We start from the raw sequence: 19,244 nt of genomic DNA, 5'->3' as shown, positions 1-19,244 counted from the left end.
CACGTCGAAGGACGCATTGTTTTTCAACTGAAACGCCGCAAGCGCTCATCAGTATGCCATTCATTCCATAACCGGATGAGCGGCCAAATACTTTCTCAGCCTGTAGCTTGCGTTTTCATCACGGAAGCAATTCCGGATAAAAACGCAAGCTCAGGCTGTAGAGCTTACCATACATTCGCCTTTTTCCATCGGAACCGTCAGAAACATCATGCCATCCCGCGCAGTCACATTGGATAATCTTTCTCTTTGTCTGGACACGCTGAAAGAGATCCTGGACCAGATGCAGCCGGACGTGCACCTGGAGACCAGCCTGAAATCCGTACTCCAGGTCTTGTCCCACAACCTGGGATACGTGCGCAATTTTCTGGCCATCTATGATTCCGAAACCCATAGTCTAAAACTGAGCCTGACCCACGGACCACAGAAACCGACCCAGGTCTCCTATGGCGAAGGGCAAGGAGTGACCGGCCAAGTGCTCTCCACCGGCGAGCCGATTATTGTCCCGGTGATCGGTGAGCATCCTGAATTCCTGAACTGGGCTTTCGGGCGAAGCAAGGAAGAAATGGCGAGCTTGGCCTTTGTCAGCGTTCCGGTGGTACACGAAGAGCGGGAGGGGCGTGGGCGGGAAATCCTCGGCGTGCTCAGCGTGGACCTGCCCATGGCGCCGATGCAGGTCCTGCAGACTCATTGCCGGTTCCTGGAGGTTGTGGCCAGAATTATCGCCCACCGCGTAGCCCGCCTGCAGGAAGACATGGCCCGGCAGCAGCACCTGATGGCGCAGGGCTTGGCCATCTATGATGCGGGCTTCTCGCCGAAGAACATCGTCCATGCCTCGAAAAGCATGCGGCTCGTGCTCCAGCAGATCAGCCAGGTTGCCCCGAGCAGGGCCACGGTGCTTCTGCGTGGCGAATCCGGCACGGGCAAGGAACTGCTGGCCGAGGCCATCCACATGGCCAGCCCGCGGGCCGGAAAGCCGCTGATCCGGCTGAACTGCGCCGCCTTGCCCGCGGAACTGGTGGAGAGCGAGCTTTTCGGACATGAAAAAGGCGCTTTCACCGGAGCGGTGCAGAACAAGAAAGGCCGTTTCGAGCTGGCCCACCAGGGCACTCTGTTTCTGGATGAGATCGGAGAGTTGAGCCTGGATGCGCAAGCCAAGGTGTTGCGAGCGATCCAGGAAAAGGAAATCCAGCGTCTGGGCAGCGAGCAGACCATTATCGTGGATACGCGGCTGGTCTGCGCCACGAATCGTCAGCTCGAGGACTTAATCGCCGCCGGTCAGTTTCGCGAAGACCTGTTCTACAGGATCAACGTCTTCCCCATCTACGTTCAACCCCTACGGGAACGCCGGGAGGACATTTTGCCCCTGGCCGAACATTTTCTGAACACTTTTTCCAAGGAATACGGCCGTGAGATCCGGCGTATCTCCACGCCGGCCCTGGACCTGCTGACCCAGTACCATTGGCCCGGCAACGCCCGCGAGTTGCGCAACTGCCTGGAGCGGGCCGTCCTGCTGTGCACCGAGGAGGTCATCCGGACGTACCATCTTCCGCCGACCCTGCAGACAGCTGAAAGCTCGGCAACGGACACGGACCTCTCCTTCGGCGAAGCCGTGGCCAAGTTCGAGCAGGAGATCATCGTCGACGCGCTGAAAAAAGCGCGCGGCAACATGCTGCAAACCGCACGCGACCTGCGCATCAGCTACCGCATCGTGAACTACAAGATCAAGAAATACGGCATCGATCCCAAGAAGTTCACCACCCGCCCCGTCGCCCCCCAGTCCAAGTAAGCTTTTCAGCTTTCCTGATCATGTTCAGGGAATAGCGAAGCCAGGACATCGTCATGAGACATGGTCAGCATTGCCGGTATGCCGATACTCTTTTTCAAAAATTCCTTCATGACCAGACTTTTCAGGGCATAGTCGGAATAGTGTTCTAAAGGATCATCTTCAGCCAACATTCGCTGGAATGAACGCCTGGAGAGAACGGTATCCTCCGCGCTCATTTCCCGGAGTTTCTCAATGTAGGGTTGCAATGTCCGCGACAGTTCCCGACGATCCATAGCCCGGACATGCCGAGTCATGGATTGGAAAGTTTCAATGTCCGGCAACCTGTCGGATTCCATCAACTTGATCAGGCTTTGCGAAAACCGCTCACAGCCGCTGCGCACATGCCCGCTGCGAACCATGTTCATGCCGGACCAGCCGGCTCTGACCCATTTGAACATCACATGTTGCGTGCGTTCCGGATCGGATTTGTCAGCGGAAAGCACCGTGACGGAAAATGAATCGAACATGTACGAGTTGACCCAGCCAAGTCCTCCCTTCGTTAGACCTTCTTCATCCGTATAAAAGTAGTTCCAGTCCGCATCATCACCGATGACCACCCCTTTCCGGCCCACACTGGACTGGTCCCTCTGTTTGCTGATGGAAAGGAGGTACTTCTCCCCGCCATGGTTGATCAATAAGATCAATCGGTCGGCATGATAGGTGTAATATCCACCTGTAGTTACATCCGGCGTATTCTCTTCCGTCTCCTGTCCATAGACGGCGACCACGGCGTTTTCATGCAAATCTTGCCAGAGCGCGGGGATGTCCTCGGAAGGCCCCTCGTCCCACTTTCCAACGCGAACCACCGATGGATGAAAAATTGATGGAGGTAACTCGGGGTGATAGAGATACTTCACGATCCGGTCCACGGGAGAGGCAATGGAGTAACCAAAGTAGGCGCCCGTGGCTTCCATAAAATCCTCAACTTTCCAGTTGTCCCTGGACAAGGCGGTATTTTTCGCAAAATCAAGGAGTGGTATCGCGTTGACAAGCATGACTGCTTCACGATCCTGGACCCGTTGGACTAGGGTGGCCAAGCTAGTGGAAACCGCTTCCGGCAGTTCTTTCTCCATTGATTGGGAAGCCCAAAGGGCTTGAGGGTGGAGTGAAAAGGCGGCCATAATCATCAAAGCCAAGGCCATGGTCCGGAAAGCGGGTCGTAGTGTTCTTCGTCGCGTCATGCCGCGTCGTGCTCCTCAAGTAAAGGGTATACGTGATAGGGGCCTGGCGGGATTGGTCAGGCCTGCAGGTCATGGATAGTGATATAGCCACAAGCGGAGATGGAACCAAGTAGCAATAATTCCCCCAAAATAAAAGGGTAGCCGGTCTTATGTCTGCCGTACCACAGGCGTGGGATCAGACACGGCCGGTCGGAATGGCGATCCACGGTTAGATCACCTATCGTTAATAGTCGTGAGGTAATTTCGTTTCAACAAAAAAAGCCGCTCATAGGAGCGGCTTTTTTTTGTTGTTGAAAAAAGAGCAAACTTAATCGTCTGAATGTCCTTGCATCATCGGACAATTCATCATGCGGCCCTTTCCGGACATCATGCCACGGCCGCCCATGCCCTGGCCGCCCATGCCCTGCCCTTTGCCGCCAAGCGCACCGCTTGGGATCAGGTGGCCCGTTTCCTCGAATACTCCGCGTCGCAGATTATTGTTGACTCTCAAGATGTCGCCGTACAGTTGGGTAATTTCCTGGGTCACGACATTAATACCATCCTGGTTTGCTTCAGGGGACGCCAGGAGAACGTCCAGTTCCGCCTGCTTGGCGCGCATGCGCAAGTTGTGATGCATGACTTCCTGACGGTGGGACTCGATCATGTTCTTGAGAGCCTCACGCTGTTCTTCAGAGAGATCCCCTAGAACCGGATGCGCATCCATGGCTTGCGTTTCCTGATCTTGAGCGCCGTGCTGGTGCTGGGCTAAAACGGGAGCGGACAACAAGGAGAGTGCCAGGAGTAACGCGCTGATGGTAAAGAGTTTTTGCATAATGACCTCCGAAAATAGGTTGTTGTTTTTGAACGGCATGACACGGGCATGAAACATTCACAATGAAACACATAAGATGATGATACGTGCCTTATTTTGTAATTACCCAGTAATTACCCAGTTCAATCTGTACATGCCCAGCCTGAAACTATCGCCAGGAGCCGGGGCCTTCCCTGTAGACCGTGGACAATTCCTCGCTGATCACCACCCGTACCTCTTTATCCCCTTCCTGGAGAAAAACGTTCTTGGCCGGATCCAGGCCTTGATCCAGGGCCAGTTCCTCCCAATGCTTCCGGACTTTCTCCGCGGCATCGAGAATTTCTTGCTTTTTAGCGGGATGTTTGATGTGCCGGAATACAGGATCATAATCCATCATGGTTTCGACCTCCTGTTGGCGTTTGGCATGTTGGCGTGGTTTGTCTTTGTTACCTCTCCATAGATTCACGTTCGTTGTTGTCAAGCCATGGGTTCTCGTCGGAACTTCAATTAGTCGCTGCCCTCACCTTCCTTGCTCCAAATAATGCGATGTGACGATCAAAATAAACGAGCCGGCATCCGTCTCGGATGCCGGCTCGTTTCAAGCTCATGGCAGGAATGGAATCTACTGCATCAATCTGCGCAGTTGGTCCACGACCTCCTGCAGCTTGTCCACGGCATCCCGTAATCCCTGGTTGAAATCCGGGAGTCTCAGGAAAGGCTCAGGCTCATCTTCAGGCATCTCCACCACCGGCGCAACCGGCGGCAGATCGCCAACGAGAGCGCTGATGGACGCATCCAGGGTCTGGTGCATGACCACCTGCCGCGAATCCGCCAGGATGATCCGCCGCAACTCCGGAAAATCGATGGTTTCCGGGCGCAGGAAGACCGGTTCGGCGTAAAGGATGGAATCGCCGATGGGGATGACCAGGAGAATGCCCCGGAAAACCTCCGAACCGACCTGCCCCCACAAGGTGAACTGCTCGGAGATGACCGCATCGTTGTCGATACGAGCCTCCACCTGGCTGGGACCGTCCACGTGCCGGCCCGTGGGGAACCGGAACAGGACGAGATCGCCGTAATGCTCCCCGTCGCTGCGCGCCGCCATCCAGCCCACGAGATTGTGCCGGTTGATGGGCGTAAAGGGCTGGATCAACAGAAACTCCTCCCGCTCGGCGCCGGGCAGACGGGCCACGATGTAGTAGGGCCGAAGGGTTTCCGTCCGGCCGAAGGAATGCTGCATGGGCACGGACCACTGGTCTTCCTTGTTGTAGAAGACCACCGGATCTTCCATATGGTACTGCAGGAGCATCTGGGTCTGCACCGTGAACAGGTCCTGGGGGTAGCGGACATGCTGTCGGAGATGTTCCGGCATCTCGTCCCGGGACTTGAACAGGCCGGGAAACATGGCCTGGTAGGTGCGGATCAAGGGATCGTCCTCGTCGAAGACATAATAGGAGATGTTCCCGTGATAGGCGTCAACCACAGCCTTCACGCTGTTGCGCATGTAGTTGAAGCGACGGTCCCAAGGGGTGGAATAGGGATAACGATTCGTGGTGGTGTAGGCGTCCTGGATCCAGAACAACCGGCCGTCGGCCACCACGGAGTAGGCTTCGCGGTCGCGCATCAGGAAGGGGGTAATGGTGGCGAAGCGTTCCTGCACGACGCGTCGGTACTGAATCCGGCTTTCAGCGGTAACCTCGCCGGAAATGAGAATGTTCACATCCTTGAACTGCCAGGCGTACATCAAGCGGCGGAAGAACGAACTGAGCTGAACTCCGCCGTCGCCCTGATAGTGCGTGTACACCGGACCGTCCGGACCTGGAAAGTTGAACTCCTGCATCCGGCTGTTCACGATCAGGTATTCCAGGCTTTTCAAACCGTAGTAAATCTCGGGCCGCTCCAGCGGAATCTCCCCCGCGGGCGGAAGATCGCGGATAAAGAAGTCCGGCCGTCCGCCGGCCTGGACCTCGGTCACCGGGCTCATGGCCACACCGTAACCGTGGGTGAACTGGAGGTGGCGATTGACCCAGCGCTGAGCCTCAGCGGGCAGTTTTTCCGCGGAGAGTTCACGAGAAGCCAGCATGACCTGACGCAGCTGGTCACCCACCTGATACCGATCCGTGTGCACGGCCATGAAGTCGTAATAGAGCCGGAAGAATTGGATTTGATTGTAGCTTTGCAGCAGCGGCCCCTCGTCCCAGAGGCGGATGTTCTGGATCGTGCCCTGGTTGGCTTCCAGGGTGGCGTGATCAACGTCGCCTCGTGCCGGATGGGTCATGGTTCTGAGCCGATCCATGCCGAAGGCTTGGCGCGTATGGTGGATGTTGTTGGCCAAAAACTGGGTTTCCCGAGCCAGTTCGCTGGGCTCGACCAGCAGGCGCTGGACCACGGCCGGAAGCAGGCTGCCGAGAACGATGCTCAAGGCGAACCAGGCGCCGACGGACCAGATCACCAGTTCCTTGCGGTGGGAACGGGCGGCAACGAGCAGTGCCGCGGCGACCAGCAGGGCCACAACCGCCATGAACGCCCTGGAGGGGAGATTGACAAGACTGTCCGTGTACCCGACGCCGTAGACCGCGCCCATGGACGAATAGAGCAGGTCGTAGCGGCTCAGCCAGTGCCCGACGGCAATCAGCACGAACAGAAACGCTCCCAGGATGGCCAGATGGGACAAGATCGGCCCTTTCAGGGCGAAGAACTCTCCGCGCAGCATGCTGTTCAGATAGTAGAACGCAGCCACGATGATCATCACCAGGACTGTCAGTCCGACCAGCCAGGAGCGAAAGAATTCCAGCGCCGGCAAGGTGAAGATGTAGAAGGAGAAATCATTGTTGAAGATGGGGTCGGTGGTGTCGAACGGCACCTGGTTCAGATAGCGCAGAACCGTATTCCATTCCGCGGCGGGACCCGCTGCCAGAAGCAGGGCCGCCACCGCGGTGACTCCGCCCGCAAGCCAGATCAGCACATTTCTGGCAGCATTGTAGATGTGCGGCGGCAATTTGTGGCCGCCGCGGGGGAACATCCGCCCGGTGACCCGAACAGCCGCGACAATGTTGGGAACGGCCAGGGCCAGGAACAGCAATGCCGCGCCGAGATACAATCCGGCGCGCGTGGAGACGATTTTCAAGAGCACCGCTTCATGGCCGACCTCGCTGAACCAGAGCCAGTCCGTGTAGAAGGACATGGCCCAGTTCAATCCGGACCAAAGCACGATCAGGGCCAGAACGAACAGACCCAGGCGGAGCATGCGATGAAACTTGGAAAAGTCCATCTCTTCGATCTTGAACTGTGAAAACGGGTCCTGAGGACCATGCGGTCCCTGAGGACCAAAAGAGAACAACATCAATGGACCTCCTTAACTGGAGATTTCAAGGTTAAATTGGACTGGGTTGGTTGGATATGGTTATGTTGGCGTCTTTACCGAATTTTCCTGGAAAAGGCCAGACGAAAGGTTCTCCGATGTGATGACGGCGGCTGTTTTGTCGGAGGGAAAGGGAGGATGATTTTTAGGCGCGTGGGTGGGGTGGTGATTCGATTCGATTGCGATTGCGATTGCGATTTGGATTTCGATTTTGATGGCGGGTGATTTGACGGGAGAGAGTTTGCGTCGGTCTGCTTGGGCTTTTATTGGGGTTGCAGGAAGATGCGCACCAGGATCAGGATGACAAGACCCGTCACGGCTGCGGAGGCGGCCACGGCGCTGAAGCCGAAGGCGACGAAGAGCCAGCCGGACATGGCGCCGCCGGCGGCATATCCCATGTTTTCGAATGCCGCGGAAAGACTGAGATAGCGGCCAAGATCTCCCGGCGGAACCAGTTCGGTCTGCAGAGCTCGGAAAGCGCTGCCCCGGGCTGCGGCGCACCCCATGATCAGGGCGAAAAGCGGAAAAGCGCCCACGGGCCAGTGAGCCAACAGCGGGGAAGCAAGCATGAACACGCCGACCCCGAGGGAGCCAAACACAATCAGACCCTGCCGTCCGATACGATCGGATAGACGCCCCAGGACCACGCTGCTGAATACCACGGCAACGCCGCCGGCAGAGAAGACCCAGGCCACATCCTGGCTGGAGAGCATCAAGGAGCGTTCCATCCATAACGGAAAAAACGGGATGAACAGCCCCATCCCTCCGAAGACGCAAACTCCAACGCCGCATGCGGCCAGGAGCCGGGGCGAGGACAGGTAGCGCCGGTAGTCCAGGATCATCGTCGCCCAGGCAATGGACGGAGCGGGATCAAGCCGGGGCAACAGGCGCCAGGTCAACCACGTTGCCCCGACCATAACCAGACCGAGCAGGACAAAGGGCAGACGATCGTCCATGAAGCCGGACAGAAAGACCCCGGCCGGGATGCCAACAATCTGTCCGGCGGCGAAGCCGCTGATGATCCAGCCCGTGGCCCAACCGCGATGTGATGGAGGAATATAGTCGCCCACGGCGGCCAAGGTTCCGGTGGTCAATGCGCCGGCAATGGCTCCGGAAAGAACCCGCATCACCAGCATGCTCGTGAAGCTGGTGGCCCACCAGTGCGCGAAAAGCACCAGGGTCATCAGCATGCCGGCCAGAGTCAAGAGACGACGGCGCCCCAGGCGGTCGGAAATCGGCCCCCAGAGCAAAGTGCAGACGCCCATGGAGATGCCGTATCCGGAAATCAGCCACCCCAGGTGCATCTCCGGAACGTCCAGCCGGATGCTGATGCGCGGCAGCAGCGGCGCAATGAGCATGAACTGGCTCCATGTGACAAAAAGCAGCACCCATAAAACCAGCAGAACAGCCCGGAAGGACGCGGGATTGAACTGTATCGAAGCGCCGGGCGAAGGGCCCGGTGAAGAATGAAGATGCGGTGTTGCGGCGGGAACGGTAGCCGGAGACTCGATGGGGGACATGGCAGGATCAGGCGGCAGAAGGCATGGCGACCCTCAAGCCCTCATTCCGGCCCTGAGCCATGATCCCCCTGGTTCATCGCTTTGGCACATTAGGCGGGATTTGCCATACCTCAAGCGCAACAACGCAGCTTCTTCACGCTGTCCTGAAAGAGGACTTCGATCATGTTCGGCTTGATGAACTGCTGGACGTAGCCCGGGCCAAAAGTGGTGTGGCTGATGACGTCGCCGGGCTGGAAGGCTCCGGACATGGAGTAGGGCAGCATGTTTTCCTGGGGAGTGGTCTGAACCATTTTTTCCCAGTGGGCCGTCACTTCGGGAGAAAGTTTTTTGGGTGCGACGGCTTTCTTGCCCGCGGCCGCTTTTTTGACGCGAGGGGCCTTGGGCAGGGGTTCTTCCTTGGGAGGACGGTAGGCATGCTTTCCGCTGCAGACCTTGCATTGTACTTTTCCGATTTTATCATCGAGCATGACCACGACATGGTGGTCGGTGACGGTTTTACATTTCCGGCAAGCGGACTCCACCGAGCTGCCCGCCTGTATTTGTTCCATGATCATAACTATCCTTTCGGCTCTGGCCGGCCTTGATGAGTAAAAAAAGCCACAAGGAGCAGCTCCCCTTGTGGCAAGTACGGATTGCTCAGTCTATCCGTTTCCAGGGAAACAGGCAATGGCGGGCCTAAAAAGACGACAAGATACGGTTTTTGATCAAATTGTCACGGGCGGCCGCGGATACTTGAAGCCGGACATGGTTACAAGGTACAGGTTGCTTACCTACCAAGAAAATCACTCAACAAGCTTGTTCAACGTCCTAGGCGTCAACTCGGCGCCGTCCTTCATCTAACGCGGAGGTTCCATAATGGGTCGCATTTTCAATGATAATTCCCTTTCCATAGGCAACACTCCCCTGGTGCGGCTGAACCGTATCATCAGCAACAGGAAGGTTCGGGTGCTGGGCAAGGTGGAAGGCCGCAATCCGGCCTATTCCGTCAAGTGCCGCATCGGCGCGGCCATGATTTGGGATGCCGAGAAGCGCGGGGTGCTGAAGCCGGGAGTGGAGATCATCGAACCCACCAGCGGCAATACCGGGATAGCCCTGGCCTATGTCTGCGCGGCAAGAGGATATAAATTAACCCTGACCATGCCGGACACCATGAGCATGGAGCGACGCCGGGTGCTGGCGGCTTTTGGCGCAAAGCTGATCCTCACGCCGGGTTCGGAAGGGATGAAAGGCGCCATCAGCCGTGCCGAGCAGAAGGCCGCCGATGATCCTGAGCACTGGTTCATGCCCCAGCAGTTCATGAATCCGGCCAATCCGGCAATCCATGAAGCCACCACCGGACCGGAAATCTGGAACGATACCGACGGCGACGTCGACGTGCTGATTTCCGGCGTCGGCACCGGGGGAACCATCAGCGGCGTTTCCCGCTTCATCAAGCGTCAGAAAGGCAAAGAAATCCTGTCCGTGGCGGTTGAGCCGGCCGAGAGTCCGGTGATCACCCAGGCTCTGGCCGGACAGGAATTGCAACCCGGATCGCATAAGATTCAGGGAATCGGCGCGGGCTTCATCCCGCAAACCTTGGATTTGTCGCTGGTGGACCGGGTGGAAAAAGTGGACAGTGCCGAAGCCGTGGAATTCGGCCGCCGCCTGGCCCTGGAAGAAGGGCTGCTCTGCGGCATTTCCTGCGGCGCAGCGGTTGCCGCGGCTGCCCGGCTGTCCTCCACCGAGGAATTCGAAGGCAAGACAATGGTCGTGATCCTGCCAGATGCCGGCGAAAGATATCTCTCCAGCGTCCTTTTTGAAGGAATCGGGTAGCTATCCTCCCACTTCCATTGCAGCCGCCAGGACCCTGGCTGCCAGGGCATGTTCCTTGGCGGCGAGGGTTCTGGGGTCCAGGCAAAGGGCATTGTGCTCGATCCGACCCACCAGGGGAGGGTCGGTCTCCAGAAGTCTGTCCCGCAGCATTTCCACACTCAAATCCGGGTTGCGCGGGCGAATTCCCACAAGAGTCGTGGGCAGATCCCGTTCCGGATAAGCCCCGCCGCCCACCCTGGAGGCGCCGGGCAACAGCCGCACCTCGGCTTCCCCTCCCAGAACCCGGCGCAGAACCCGGGCCAGCTTGTCGGCTTGGCGCTTCAACTCCTCGGCCGAGACGGTGATCATCCGCAGCGTCGGGATTTCCCTGCGAGCCGATTCCGGATCAAGATAGAGGCGCAGCGTGGCCTCCAGAGCGGCCAGGGTCATCTTGTCGATGCGCAGGGCCCGGTTCATGGGGTTCTTCTTGATGGGATCGATATATTCCTTGCGACCGACAATGATGCCGGCCTGGGGGCCGCCCAGAACCTTGTCCCCGCTGAAGGTGACCACATCCGCGCCGGCGGCTACGGTCTCCTGCACCGTGGGTTCGTGATCCAGGCCGTAGGGCATGAAGTCGAACAGGTTGCCGCTGCCCAGATCCTCCAGCACGGGCAAGCCGTGTCTAGCCCCCAAAGCGACCATGTCCCGGAGGCTGACTTCCTTGTGAAAGCCGATGATCCGGAAGTTGGAGGTGTGTACCTTGAGCAGGGCCGCAGTTTCCGGCCCGATCACCCGTTCATAGTCCTGCAGATGCGTCCGGTTGGTGGCCCCCACTTCCCGCAACACGGCTCCGCTCTTGGCCATTACGTCCGGGATGCGAAAAGACCCGCCGATCTCCACGAGCTGTCCCCGCGAAACCACCACTTCCCTGCCCTTGGCCAGAGTATCCAGCATGAGCAGTACCGCGGCGGCATTGTTGTTCACCACCAGCCCGGCCTCGGCCCCGGTCAGCTTGCACAACAGCTCTTCCACATGCGCGTAGCGGCTGCCCCGCTGCCCCGTTTCCAGAGAAAATTCAAGGTTCGAATAAAAAGCGCAGGCTTCGGTCACGGCCTCCACCGCCTGTCGGGCCAGGAGGGAGCGGCCCAGATTCGTGTGCACCACCACGCCGGTGGCGTTGATCACGCGCCGGAAGTGCGGCCGGGAAGACCGTTGCAGAAACGCGTCCAACGGCGCTTGCAGCGCTGCCCATTGCAGTTGCCCGGATGCGGCAATGCGCCCGGAACGAATATCCGCGCGCAGCTGATCCAGGAACACATTCACCAGGTCCTTGAGCAGGGGACGGGGCAGGTGGGCGTATTGATCCGCCTCGCCGACCCGTTGCAAAACCAAATCGACCGAGGGCAAAAGGCGGAAGAGTTCAGACATGAAGACTCCATTGGAGATGATGCCGAAGTCGGGAATTCAAGCAGCGCAACAATCAAGCCATTCCGGATGCTGGGCATACGTTTCGGCCAGCAGGTACAGCGACCCGCAGATCAGGACCGGACCGCTCAGCTGCCGGGTTTCCCGCAACGCTGCCGCCGCATCCTGGACCGCCTTGGCGCGCGGGCCGAGAATTTGGCAGACTTCGGCAGCCTGGCGGGTGCGCTGATACGTGGGCAGTCCAGGAACAAGAATCGGCCCGTCTGTCATGGCGCGGACAAGCGGAGCCATGGCGGCCAGATCCTTGTCCTGGAGGCAGGTGAAAACCACGGCCGCGGGACGAATTTCCAACTCCTTCAGGGCAGCGGCAAGAGCTTTCACGGCCGGGGGATTGTGCGCGCCGTCCAGGATGAATTCCGGAGTTCCGGGAATGCGTTGCAAACGTCCGGGCCAACCCGCGTCGGCCAGAGCCCGGCGACATGCCTCGGGCCGCACGGTCCAGCCCCGATGGTCGCAGAGTCTGGACCAGCCTGCCAGGGCCAGTCCGGCATTGGTTCTTTGGTGCGCGCCCGGCAAGGCCGGGAGCGGTTCTGATGGGTTTTGGAGGTGAGAACCGGAAGTACCGGGAACAGCCCATTGTTCATCGGCCAGGAAGAGGTTTGCTCTGTCCAAGGCAGCCGCTGTTCCCAGAATGACCAATACCGCGGGCTCCTGGCGGGCCGAAACCACCGTGGATCCGGTTTTGACGGCGCCGGCCTTGTCCAGGGCAATGTTCACCAGGCCTGGGCCGATGATCTGTTCATGGTCCAGACCGATGGGAGTGACCAGCAACAGGTCCGGATCCCAGGTCGTGGTTGCGTCGTTGAGTCCGCCAAGGCCGGCTTCCAGCACCGCAAGGTCGACCCCTTCCCGGCGAAATCCCACCATGGCAATGAGGGTGATGGTTTCGAAATAGGTCAGCCCCAGGTCCGCGCACTTCTCCTGCACGATGTTCGCCCACTCCAGAACCTTTTCTTCCGACGCGGGTCGTCCGTTGATGCGGATCCTCTCCCTGAGCGTCAGAAAATGCGGTGAAGTGAAAAGCCCCGTGGCAAAGCCGTGTTCCTGGGCGATCCGGGCAAGAAAAAAGCTTGTGGAACCTTTGCCGTTGGTGCCCACCACCTGGACCGTGGTCATGGGTGGGCGGGCAATATCCAGCCTTTTCACGGCTTGGCGCATTCGGTCAAAGCCCAGGCGCATGTGAAACATGCCCAGCTTGTCCATGTGCTGTTGAAATGCCGTGAAATCAGGGAATTCAGAAAGTGATGTCTTCGCCATCGCGCAGTAGGTGGTAGGTATAGCCGTCAAGGGCTTGGTTGAGTTGCTCCTGGATCTCGCTGGAAAACGTCGATTTCATGTGCGAGATATAGATCTTCGGCCGCGCATGCAGTTTGTCCAGTTCAACGCGCAGTAGAGCCGGGGTCAAATGCTGGGACAGCAACGCCAATTCCTCCATGGAATTGGGAAAAGAGGCTTCAATAATCAGGTGTTCCAGAGAAAAAGGCAGGCCATTGAGAAAATGCCACCAGTCCGAGGTTGGTCCGGTGTCGCCGGTAAAGGCGAAATTCGCTCCACTTGACTCTTCACGCAGGACGTATCCCGAGGCCGCCTTGGCATGGTTGACCGGGAACGTCGCCGCCTGAAGGCCGTTGACGTCCACCCAAACCCCGGGTTCCAGCGGGTTATACGTCAGTACGGGGTTGCCGATGGCAGGCAGGACGGTAAAGTCCGGCCAGATGGTATCGTTGAGCAGGTGGGTGCGGATGCTGTCCAGCACTGGTGCGAGAGCTCGGATGCGCACGGGACCATGCTCGTTGCGGACCACCAGTTCGATCAGGTTGTCGGCCAGAAAAAGGATGTCCTTGATGTGGTCCAGGTGGGCGTGGGTGACCAGGATATCCTGAATTTGCGCCTGATCCGCCGAGGACAAGCTGGATGTCACGGAACCGGCGTCCAGCAGTAAGGTCTTGTTCACAAGGAAAGATGTCAGGTTGTATCCCGGAAGATCGGAACCGGAACAACCCAGCACGTGCAAATGCATATTCTCCTTGCCTCCTGGTTGATTCGCGTGGAAGCCGTTCGGAAACCTCGGCACTGAGGAAAGCCTGACCAATTCTTGTCCGGCGACAAAGATTCCGACTTTACCCGAAATCCAAAATATTGTCGCCCCTGCATTTCCTTGCACAAGGCTGCGGAGCAGGTCAATCACATGCCGGCGGGTGGTGCGTGCTGAGGATAAAAGCCGGCATGGGGTAACTCGGCAAGATAATATCTACAACAAGGTGATGCGTTTTTGCACGGCTTGACCACTCCCGGCCCATGGGATACCTGTCTCAAAAAATATACGACTTCCCCGAGGGGGGAATTTATGGCCAGGGCTGCCCAAACCAATTGCAATGGGTATCCTGGCTTTTCGTCATTTGGAACGTATCGAGCGCATAATGCTCCCAACCGTCAATCAAAGGAACATGTGATGGATTCCATCCCCATTTCCGTCGAAGGATTCCGGAAACTGGAGAAAGAACTGGACCGGCTGAAGAGAGAACGTCCGGAGATCGTCGAGGCGATCAAGGTGGCGCGTGAGGAAGGCGATCTGCGGGAAAATGCCGGATATGACGCGGCTCGCGAACGCCAGGGCATGCTTGAGGCCAAAATAAAGTTCATCGAATCGCGGATGTCCCGCTTCAACGTCATTGATCGCAAAACCCTCGGTGGATCGCGGATCGCTTTCGGAGCAACCGTCGAGTTGGAGGACCTGGATACCGAAGAAACCAAGAAATATACCCTTCTCGGTCCGGATGAAGCCGACCCCAACGAGGGCAGCATCTCCCTCGCTTCTCCCGTGGCCAGAGCCCTGATGGGCAAGGAGGAGGGCGACGAGGTGGTTGTCGACGCCCCCCGAGGCAAGATCCGCTACGAGATCATTTCCGTGACCTATGAGTCCTGATCCATTGAACGGCCGTGACCATGGAAAAACTCAGCACGCAGTTCAGGTGTTCCCAACCTTTTGACGCGCAGTTAGTGCCGTTCCAGCCACAGCTGCCCATATAACTGAAGGAAGTCATCAACTTGCAGATTGAACCGGGACAGGAACTGATATTGGAAGTACTCAAGCCGACCCTCGGCGGCGACGGCCTTGCCCGCCATGAAGGCATGGCCGTGTTCGTGCCGGGGGTGGTGCCGGGGCAACGGGTTCTGGCCCGGGTTGCCTCGGTCAAGGCTCGGCATGCCAAGGCGGAACTGCTGGAGGTGGTGGAGCAGTCCGCGGAGCATGTTCCTCCTGGTTGTCCCCATTTCGGAGTCTGCGGCGGATGCGATTGGCTGCACATGGAGTACGGCCGCCAGCTGCACTGGAAGCGCGAACTTGTCCGGGAAACCCTGCGCCACATCGGAGGCGTCGACGCCGTGGTTGCGCCGACCATTGCCTCGCCCGTCACGCGCGGATACCGCAACAAGATGGAGTTCGCCTTTTCTCCCCAGGCCGTTATGCCAAAGCGGACAGACGATTCCAGCAAGAACACCTTCGCAGTTTCCACCGGCCCGGCCATTGGCATGCGGCCCCGAAACATGGCCAATCTGACGACTCCCATCCGTACCTGTCTCCTTTGCCCGCAAGAAATGGTCGACGTCCAGGACATTGTCGGCCGATGGGCCGCGAATTCCGGTTTGGACGCCTACGACCCGAATACCGGAAAAGGCTTCTGGCGACATCTGGTTCTGCGCCGAGGCGATGATCCGAATTATTTGATGGCCTGCCTGATCACCAGCCACGATCCTCGCGGAGAGGACATGGGACCACGGCTGGCCGAACATTTCGTCAGCCATGCCCCGCAGGTCAAGACGGTCGTACATGAGGTGCGCAGAGGACGCAGCCTGGTTGCCCAGGGAGAACGTGTCATCTCGGTTACCGGCCCGGACGAACTGCTCTACGAGCTGGGCGGCATGACCCTGGCCATCTCCAGCCGATCATTTTTCCAGACCAACACCCACTCCGCCGACCGACTGTACGAAGTGGTCCGCGATTTCGCCGGGTTGTCCGGCCGGGAAACCCTTTGGGACCTGTACTCCGGGGTCGGCGCATTGGCATTGTATCTGGCACGCGGAGCCTCGGAAGTGCTGGGATTCGAGATGGAACCAGCGGCCGTGCGAAACGCCGAAGCCAACGCCGCCCGCAACGCCCGTAGCTTGCCCCGGACCAGGTGCCGGTTCTTGGCCGGCGATGTGGCCAGGACCATCCCCCGGGCCATCAGTGACAACCTCACCAAGAAACCCGATGTGATCGTGGCCGACCCCCCTCGGGCCGGAATGCAGCCCGCCATCATCGCCAGGCTTCTGGAAATCGGCGCTCCGAAACTGATCCTGGTCTCTTGCAACCCCGCCACCCTGGCCCGAGACGTCAAAAGTCTTTCATCGCTCTATGTCTCTGGACGCATCCAACCGGTTGACATGTTCCCCCACACCTCGCATATCGAGTGCGTCGCGGAGTTGAGTTCCCGGTGATGTTGCGACTGCGTAATGGTCATGTTACCCCCGAAGGGCTGACGAAACGTGAATGCTAACGCGCCATGTGCTTGCGGAGCTGCACGTAACTGCTCAACTGACTATTCCTTATAAAGGAAAATTGAATTACAGGGCATCTTTGAAACTCATCCTGCAGTTACAGAACCATCGGCACCTGTTGTGATTCATCCTCGAGCCACGATTTAAATTTTGATTGGAAGCCGTCGAAGCAAATCCTATTCTTTGCGAATTAATTAACGCGAAATTTGGCGCTGAAGTGCAGGCTGGCAGACTTGTTGTGGAGAATTGTGTTGTCACTGCGGAAGGAGATAGCGGTCCGATTGATTTCTACATCCACAAATTGTATCATGCTCTAAGTCAACTACCACCGCCTATGCCCAGCGAAGTAGACAATTTTGAAAATGTAGTACTACCCTCCAAGACTATCTCCGATCTTCTGAAGACACATGGCGATCCATACTACATCAAAGTAGACATTGAGCATTATGACGCTCCTCTTCTTAAGGGCTTGTTCAACGCAGGTGTTTTCCCACCATTCATTTCAGCAGAGTCGCATTCCATAGAAGTATTTTCTTTACTTGTCACACAAGGTCGCTACGATGCGTTCAAACTGTTAACGCCCGTTTCGTCTCAGAAGATTACTCAAATTGTGCAATAGCCTGCGATAATGAGGGGAGTCATGTTATGTACTCTTTTCCGTTACATTCCGCAGGCCCTTTCGGAAATGACGTGGACGGGGCATGGATGAATGCCAGCACCTTCTTGCGCGTCTTAGCTTTAGAGGGATTAGGGTGGAAGGATATTCACGCAACCTACAATGATGATACCAATAACCCGTTGGCATTTCGTGGTTTCTACAATTACATGCTAAGTTACCTCCTGCGTAAGGCTAAGCACAAGATTACGAAAAAATTGCGGCGCGCACGTACTGTGATCGGGAGGTAGAAGTGGGTAACTTATGTCGTTATATACTCAACTTTCGGAGTACTTTTTGGCTAACAAGAGTCTTTTCTCTTTGATCACATTGCCGATCCAGACCAATGAACTTAATGGCTGTCCCCAATACTGCGGATATCAAGGAGCGGCAGATCTGCTCTGCGTTTCTCTAGGTCTGCGCAATGTCACCGAGTATGCGCGCTTCATTGTGGCCATGTAGTCCAGATCCTTCTTTTCTTCACAACAGGCACTGAACAATGACTCTAATGTTCTGGGATCATCCTGGCGTCTTGGTTGGCTACAAATCAAACTGTATTACCAACCCCGGAAGTTGATTTAGAATCTAGCAGCACATTCTGGAGTTTTGTTATGAAACCTTTTAGAAGAAAATTAAAAAATTTAAGAATAAAAATCAAACGATGGATGATAAGATTTATTTCCATATTTCCTCTTACATCTAAGCATATCGGTTCACCTAAGGGTTTTTATACATATTCTAGAGAATACTATGATTTATTTAATTCAGAATTTTTAAATGTTCTAGACTATAAAGCGCATATGCTTTCTTCAATTAGCAGAAGAAATATTCCAATTTCAATTCATAAAAAAATTCATAGAAATTTTACTGATAAATATATACATGAAAATCCTGAAACATTTCTTCTTACAGTTCCTAATGGAAGGGTTGTTACTAACAAAGGGACAATCATTACACATAATGACATGTTATTACTAGATGTTTCCCTACAGTTTGGCATTGAAGGTATTGCAAAAAAAGCAAAATCACATCAAATCTTTAATTATCTTAAGCTTCCATTTTTTCAAAAAACAGATCAAAAAATTGCCGTTATGGCAACTGCCGGTGGTGGAAATTTTTTTCATTGGTTGACGGATGCACTACCAAGATTTGAAATAATCAGAAAAACATCGGGACTTGAAAGTATTGATAAGTACGTTGTGAACAAAGGAATTCCAATTATTGATGAGACATTAACAATGTTGGGAATACCCTCGGACAAGCTCATTTATGCTGACAAGAATCTCCATATCCAAGCGAAGAACCTCGTTGTTCCTTCTCTTCCCGGTTTAACAGGCAATCCTCCGGCTTGGGTCATTGCTTTTTTACGTGAAAATTTCCTTAATGGTTTAGCAAGTGTTTCCAAAGTACCTAAGTTATATATCAGCAGATCAAAAGCAAAGAGAAGAAAAGTGATAAACGAAGATGATCTGCTTAAATATTTAGAAAAATTTGGATTTACACCAGTATGGCTAGAGGACCATAATCTGTCTACTCAAATCTCACTCTTCTCAAGTGCCGAGCATATTGTTGCTCCTCACGGTGCTGGGCTAACAAATTTAATATGGTGTAACCCTAATGCAAAGGTCCTTGAAATATTTTCTCCAAGTTATGTTAATGTTTGCTTTTGGGCAATTGCAAATCAAGTAAAACTGGAATATCATTACATTATAGGAAATCGTAAAAATAGTGAATGCATTAATCCGACTCTTGACAACATCAATGTTCCAATAGAAGATTTTCGTCGAAGCCTAGATAGATTTCTCTTCTAGAACAACCTGTGTCTATGGCTACTACAGATCTATTTTAAATAATTTGCATTTATTTTGTAGCCTATTGTTACACTGTTGCAAAATATCACTTCTCATGAAACAGCATAAGTGCTTCAATTATTAAATGGCCCAGGTGCTAAAATGTCGATCTGGCGCGCCAAGAGAACGGGAGCATTAGGAGTTGTTCCAACCTCGACCATGCTGGCGGATGAGTACTCAGCTTCTTGAATCATCGAAACGTACTCCTCGTCCCCGAAAATTCTCTGCCAAAGACGGTCTTCGA

At 55.7% G+C, this 19,244-nt stretch carries 15 protein-coding genes; 6 read left to right on the top strand and 9 right to left on the bottom strand.

The window, feature by feature from the left end:
- Positions 1–208: 208 nt before the first annotated feature.
- On the top strand, positions 209–1,786 hold the full coding sequence (locus BLP93_RS04745; RefSeq protein WP_092117797.1) for a sigma-54-dependent Fis family transcriptional regulator: 1,578 nt from the start codon (positions 209–211) through the stop codon (positions 1,784–1,786).
- Between the two features lie 5 nt (positions 1,787–1,791).
- On the opposite strand, the gene BLP93_RS04740 is transcribed toward BLP93_RS04745, so the two are convergent.
- The 6 genes from BLP93_RS04740 to BLP93_RS04715 all read right to left on the bottom strand — a co-directional run bounded on the left by BLP93_RS04740 (position 1,792) and on the right by BLP93_RS04715 (position 9,225).
- Complete coding sequence (locus BLP93_RS04740; protein ID WP_139162918.1) at positions 1,792–3,006, bottom strand: hypothetical protein; 1,215 nt, start codon at positions 3,004–3,006, stop codon at positions 1,792–1,794.
- A 307-nt stretch (positions 3,007–3,313) separates the two neighbouring features.
- Positions 3,314–3,817 carry a periplasmic heavy metal sensor gene (locus BLP93_RS04735; RefSeq protein WP_161946196.1) on the bottom strand — a complete coding sequence of 168 codons (504 nt, stop codon included), beginning with the start codon at positions 3,815–3,817 and terminating at the stop codon, positions 3,314–3,316.
- A gap of 148 nt (positions 3,818–3,965) precedes the next feature.
- Positions 3,966–4,193, bottom strand: a complete 228-nt coding sequence (locus BLP93_RS04730) for a hypothetical protein (RefSeq protein WP_244148642.1) — start codon at positions 4,191–4,193, stop codon at positions 3,966–3,968.
- 225 nt (positions 4,194–4,418) lie between these two features.
- Positions 4,419–7,139, bottom strand: coding sequence for a UPF0182 family membrane protein (locus BLP93_RS04725; RefSeq protein WP_092117787.1), 2,721 nt, complete (start codon positions 7,137–7,139; stop codon positions 4,419–4,421).
- Positions 7,140–7,420: 281 nt separating this feature from the next.
- A complete protein-coding gene (locus BLP93_RS04720; protein WP_092117784.1) occupies positions 7,421–8,677 on the bottom strand; it encodes an MFS transporter in 1,257 nt (418 codons plus the stop codon).
- A 110-nt stretch (positions 8,678–8,787) separates the two neighbouring features.
- Positions 8,788–9,225 carry a hypothetical protein gene (locus BLP93_RS04715; RefSeq protein ID WP_139162917.1) on the bottom strand — a complete coding sequence of 146 codons (438 nt, stop codon included), beginning with the start codon at positions 9,223–9,225 and terminating at the stop codon, positions 8,788–8,790.
- Between the two features lie 307 nt (positions 9,226–9,532).
- Here BLP93_RS04715 and cysK point away from each other — a divergent pair, with 307 nt between their 5' ends.
- Positions 9,533–10,489 carry a cysteine synthase A gene (cysK, locus tag BLP93_RS04710; RefSeq protein WP_092117778.1) on the top strand — a complete coding sequence of 319 codons (957 nt, stop codon included), beginning with the start codon at positions 9,533–9,535 and terminating at the stop codon, positions 10,487–10,489.
- On the opposite strand, the gene selA is transcribed toward cysK, so the two are convergent.
- The 3 genes from selA to BLP93_RS04695 are packed head-to-tail and all read right to left on the bottom strand — an operon-like array spanning position 10,490 to position 13,976.
- Positions 10,490–11,899 carry an L-seryl-tRNA(Sec) selenium transferase gene (gene selA / locus BLP93_RS04705; protein WP_092117775.1) on the bottom strand — a complete coding sequence of 470 codons (1,410 nt, stop codon included), beginning with the start codon at positions 11,897–11,899 and terminating at the stop codon, positions 10,490–10,492.
- Between the two features lie 36 nt (positions 11,900–11,935).
- The gene (locus tag BLP93_RS04700; RefSeq protein ID WP_244148641.1) at positions 11,936–13,144 is read right to left on the bottom strand and encodes a bifunctional folylpolyglutamate synthase/dihydrofolate synthase; all 1,209 of its coding nucleotides are present in this window, start codon (positions 13,142–13,144) and stop codon (positions 11,936–11,938) included.
- Between the two features lie 46 nt (positions 13,145–13,190).
- A complete protein-coding gene (locus tag BLP93_RS04695) occupies positions 13,191–13,976 on the bottom strand; it encodes a 3',5'-cyclic-nucleotide phosphodiesterase (protein WP_092117769.1) in 786 nt (261 codons plus the stop codon).
- A gap of 432 nt (positions 13,977–14,408) precedes the next feature.
- On the opposite strand from BLP93_RS04695, the gene greA reads away from it, so the two are divergent.
- The 4 genes from greA to BLP93_RS04670 all read left to right on the top strand — a co-directional run bounded on the left by greA (position 14,409) and on the right by BLP93_RS04670 (position 18,961).
- Entirely contained in the window at positions 14,409–14,882 is a 474-nt protein-coding gene (gene greA, locus BLP93_RS04690) for a transcription elongation factor GreA (RefSeq protein ID WP_092117766.1), read from the top strand.
- A gap of 122 nt (positions 14,883–15,004) precedes the next feature.
- Entirely contained in the window at positions 15,005–16,435 is a 1,431-nt protein-coding gene (gene rlmD / locus BLP93_RS04685) for a 23S rRNA (uracil(1939)-C(5))-methyltransferase RlmD (protein WP_092117763.1), read from the top strand.
- Between the two features lie 214 nt (positions 16,436–16,649).
- Positions 16,650–17,114 (top strand): class I SAM-dependent methyltransferase, encoded by a 465-nt coding sequence (locus BLP93_RS04680; protein ID WP_092117760.1) that lies wholly within the window; start codon positions 16,650–16,652, stop codon positions 17,112–17,114.
- Between the two features lie 572 nt (positions 17,115–17,686).
- A complete protein-coding gene (locus tag BLP93_RS04670; protein WP_139162915.1) occupies positions 17,687–18,961 on the top strand; it encodes a glycosyltransferase family 61 protein in 1,275 nt (424 codons plus the stop codon).
- The last annotated feature ends 283 nt before the right edge of the window (positions 18,962–19,244 follow it).

The organism is Desulfonatronum thiosulfatophilum, from assembly GCF_900104215.1.
GTDB lineage: Bacteria > Desulfobacterota > Desulfovibrionia > Desulfovibrionales > Desulfonatronaceae > Desulfonatronum > Desulfonatronum thiosulfatophilum.
This window is presented reverse-complemented; position numbering and strand designations above follow the sequence as displayed.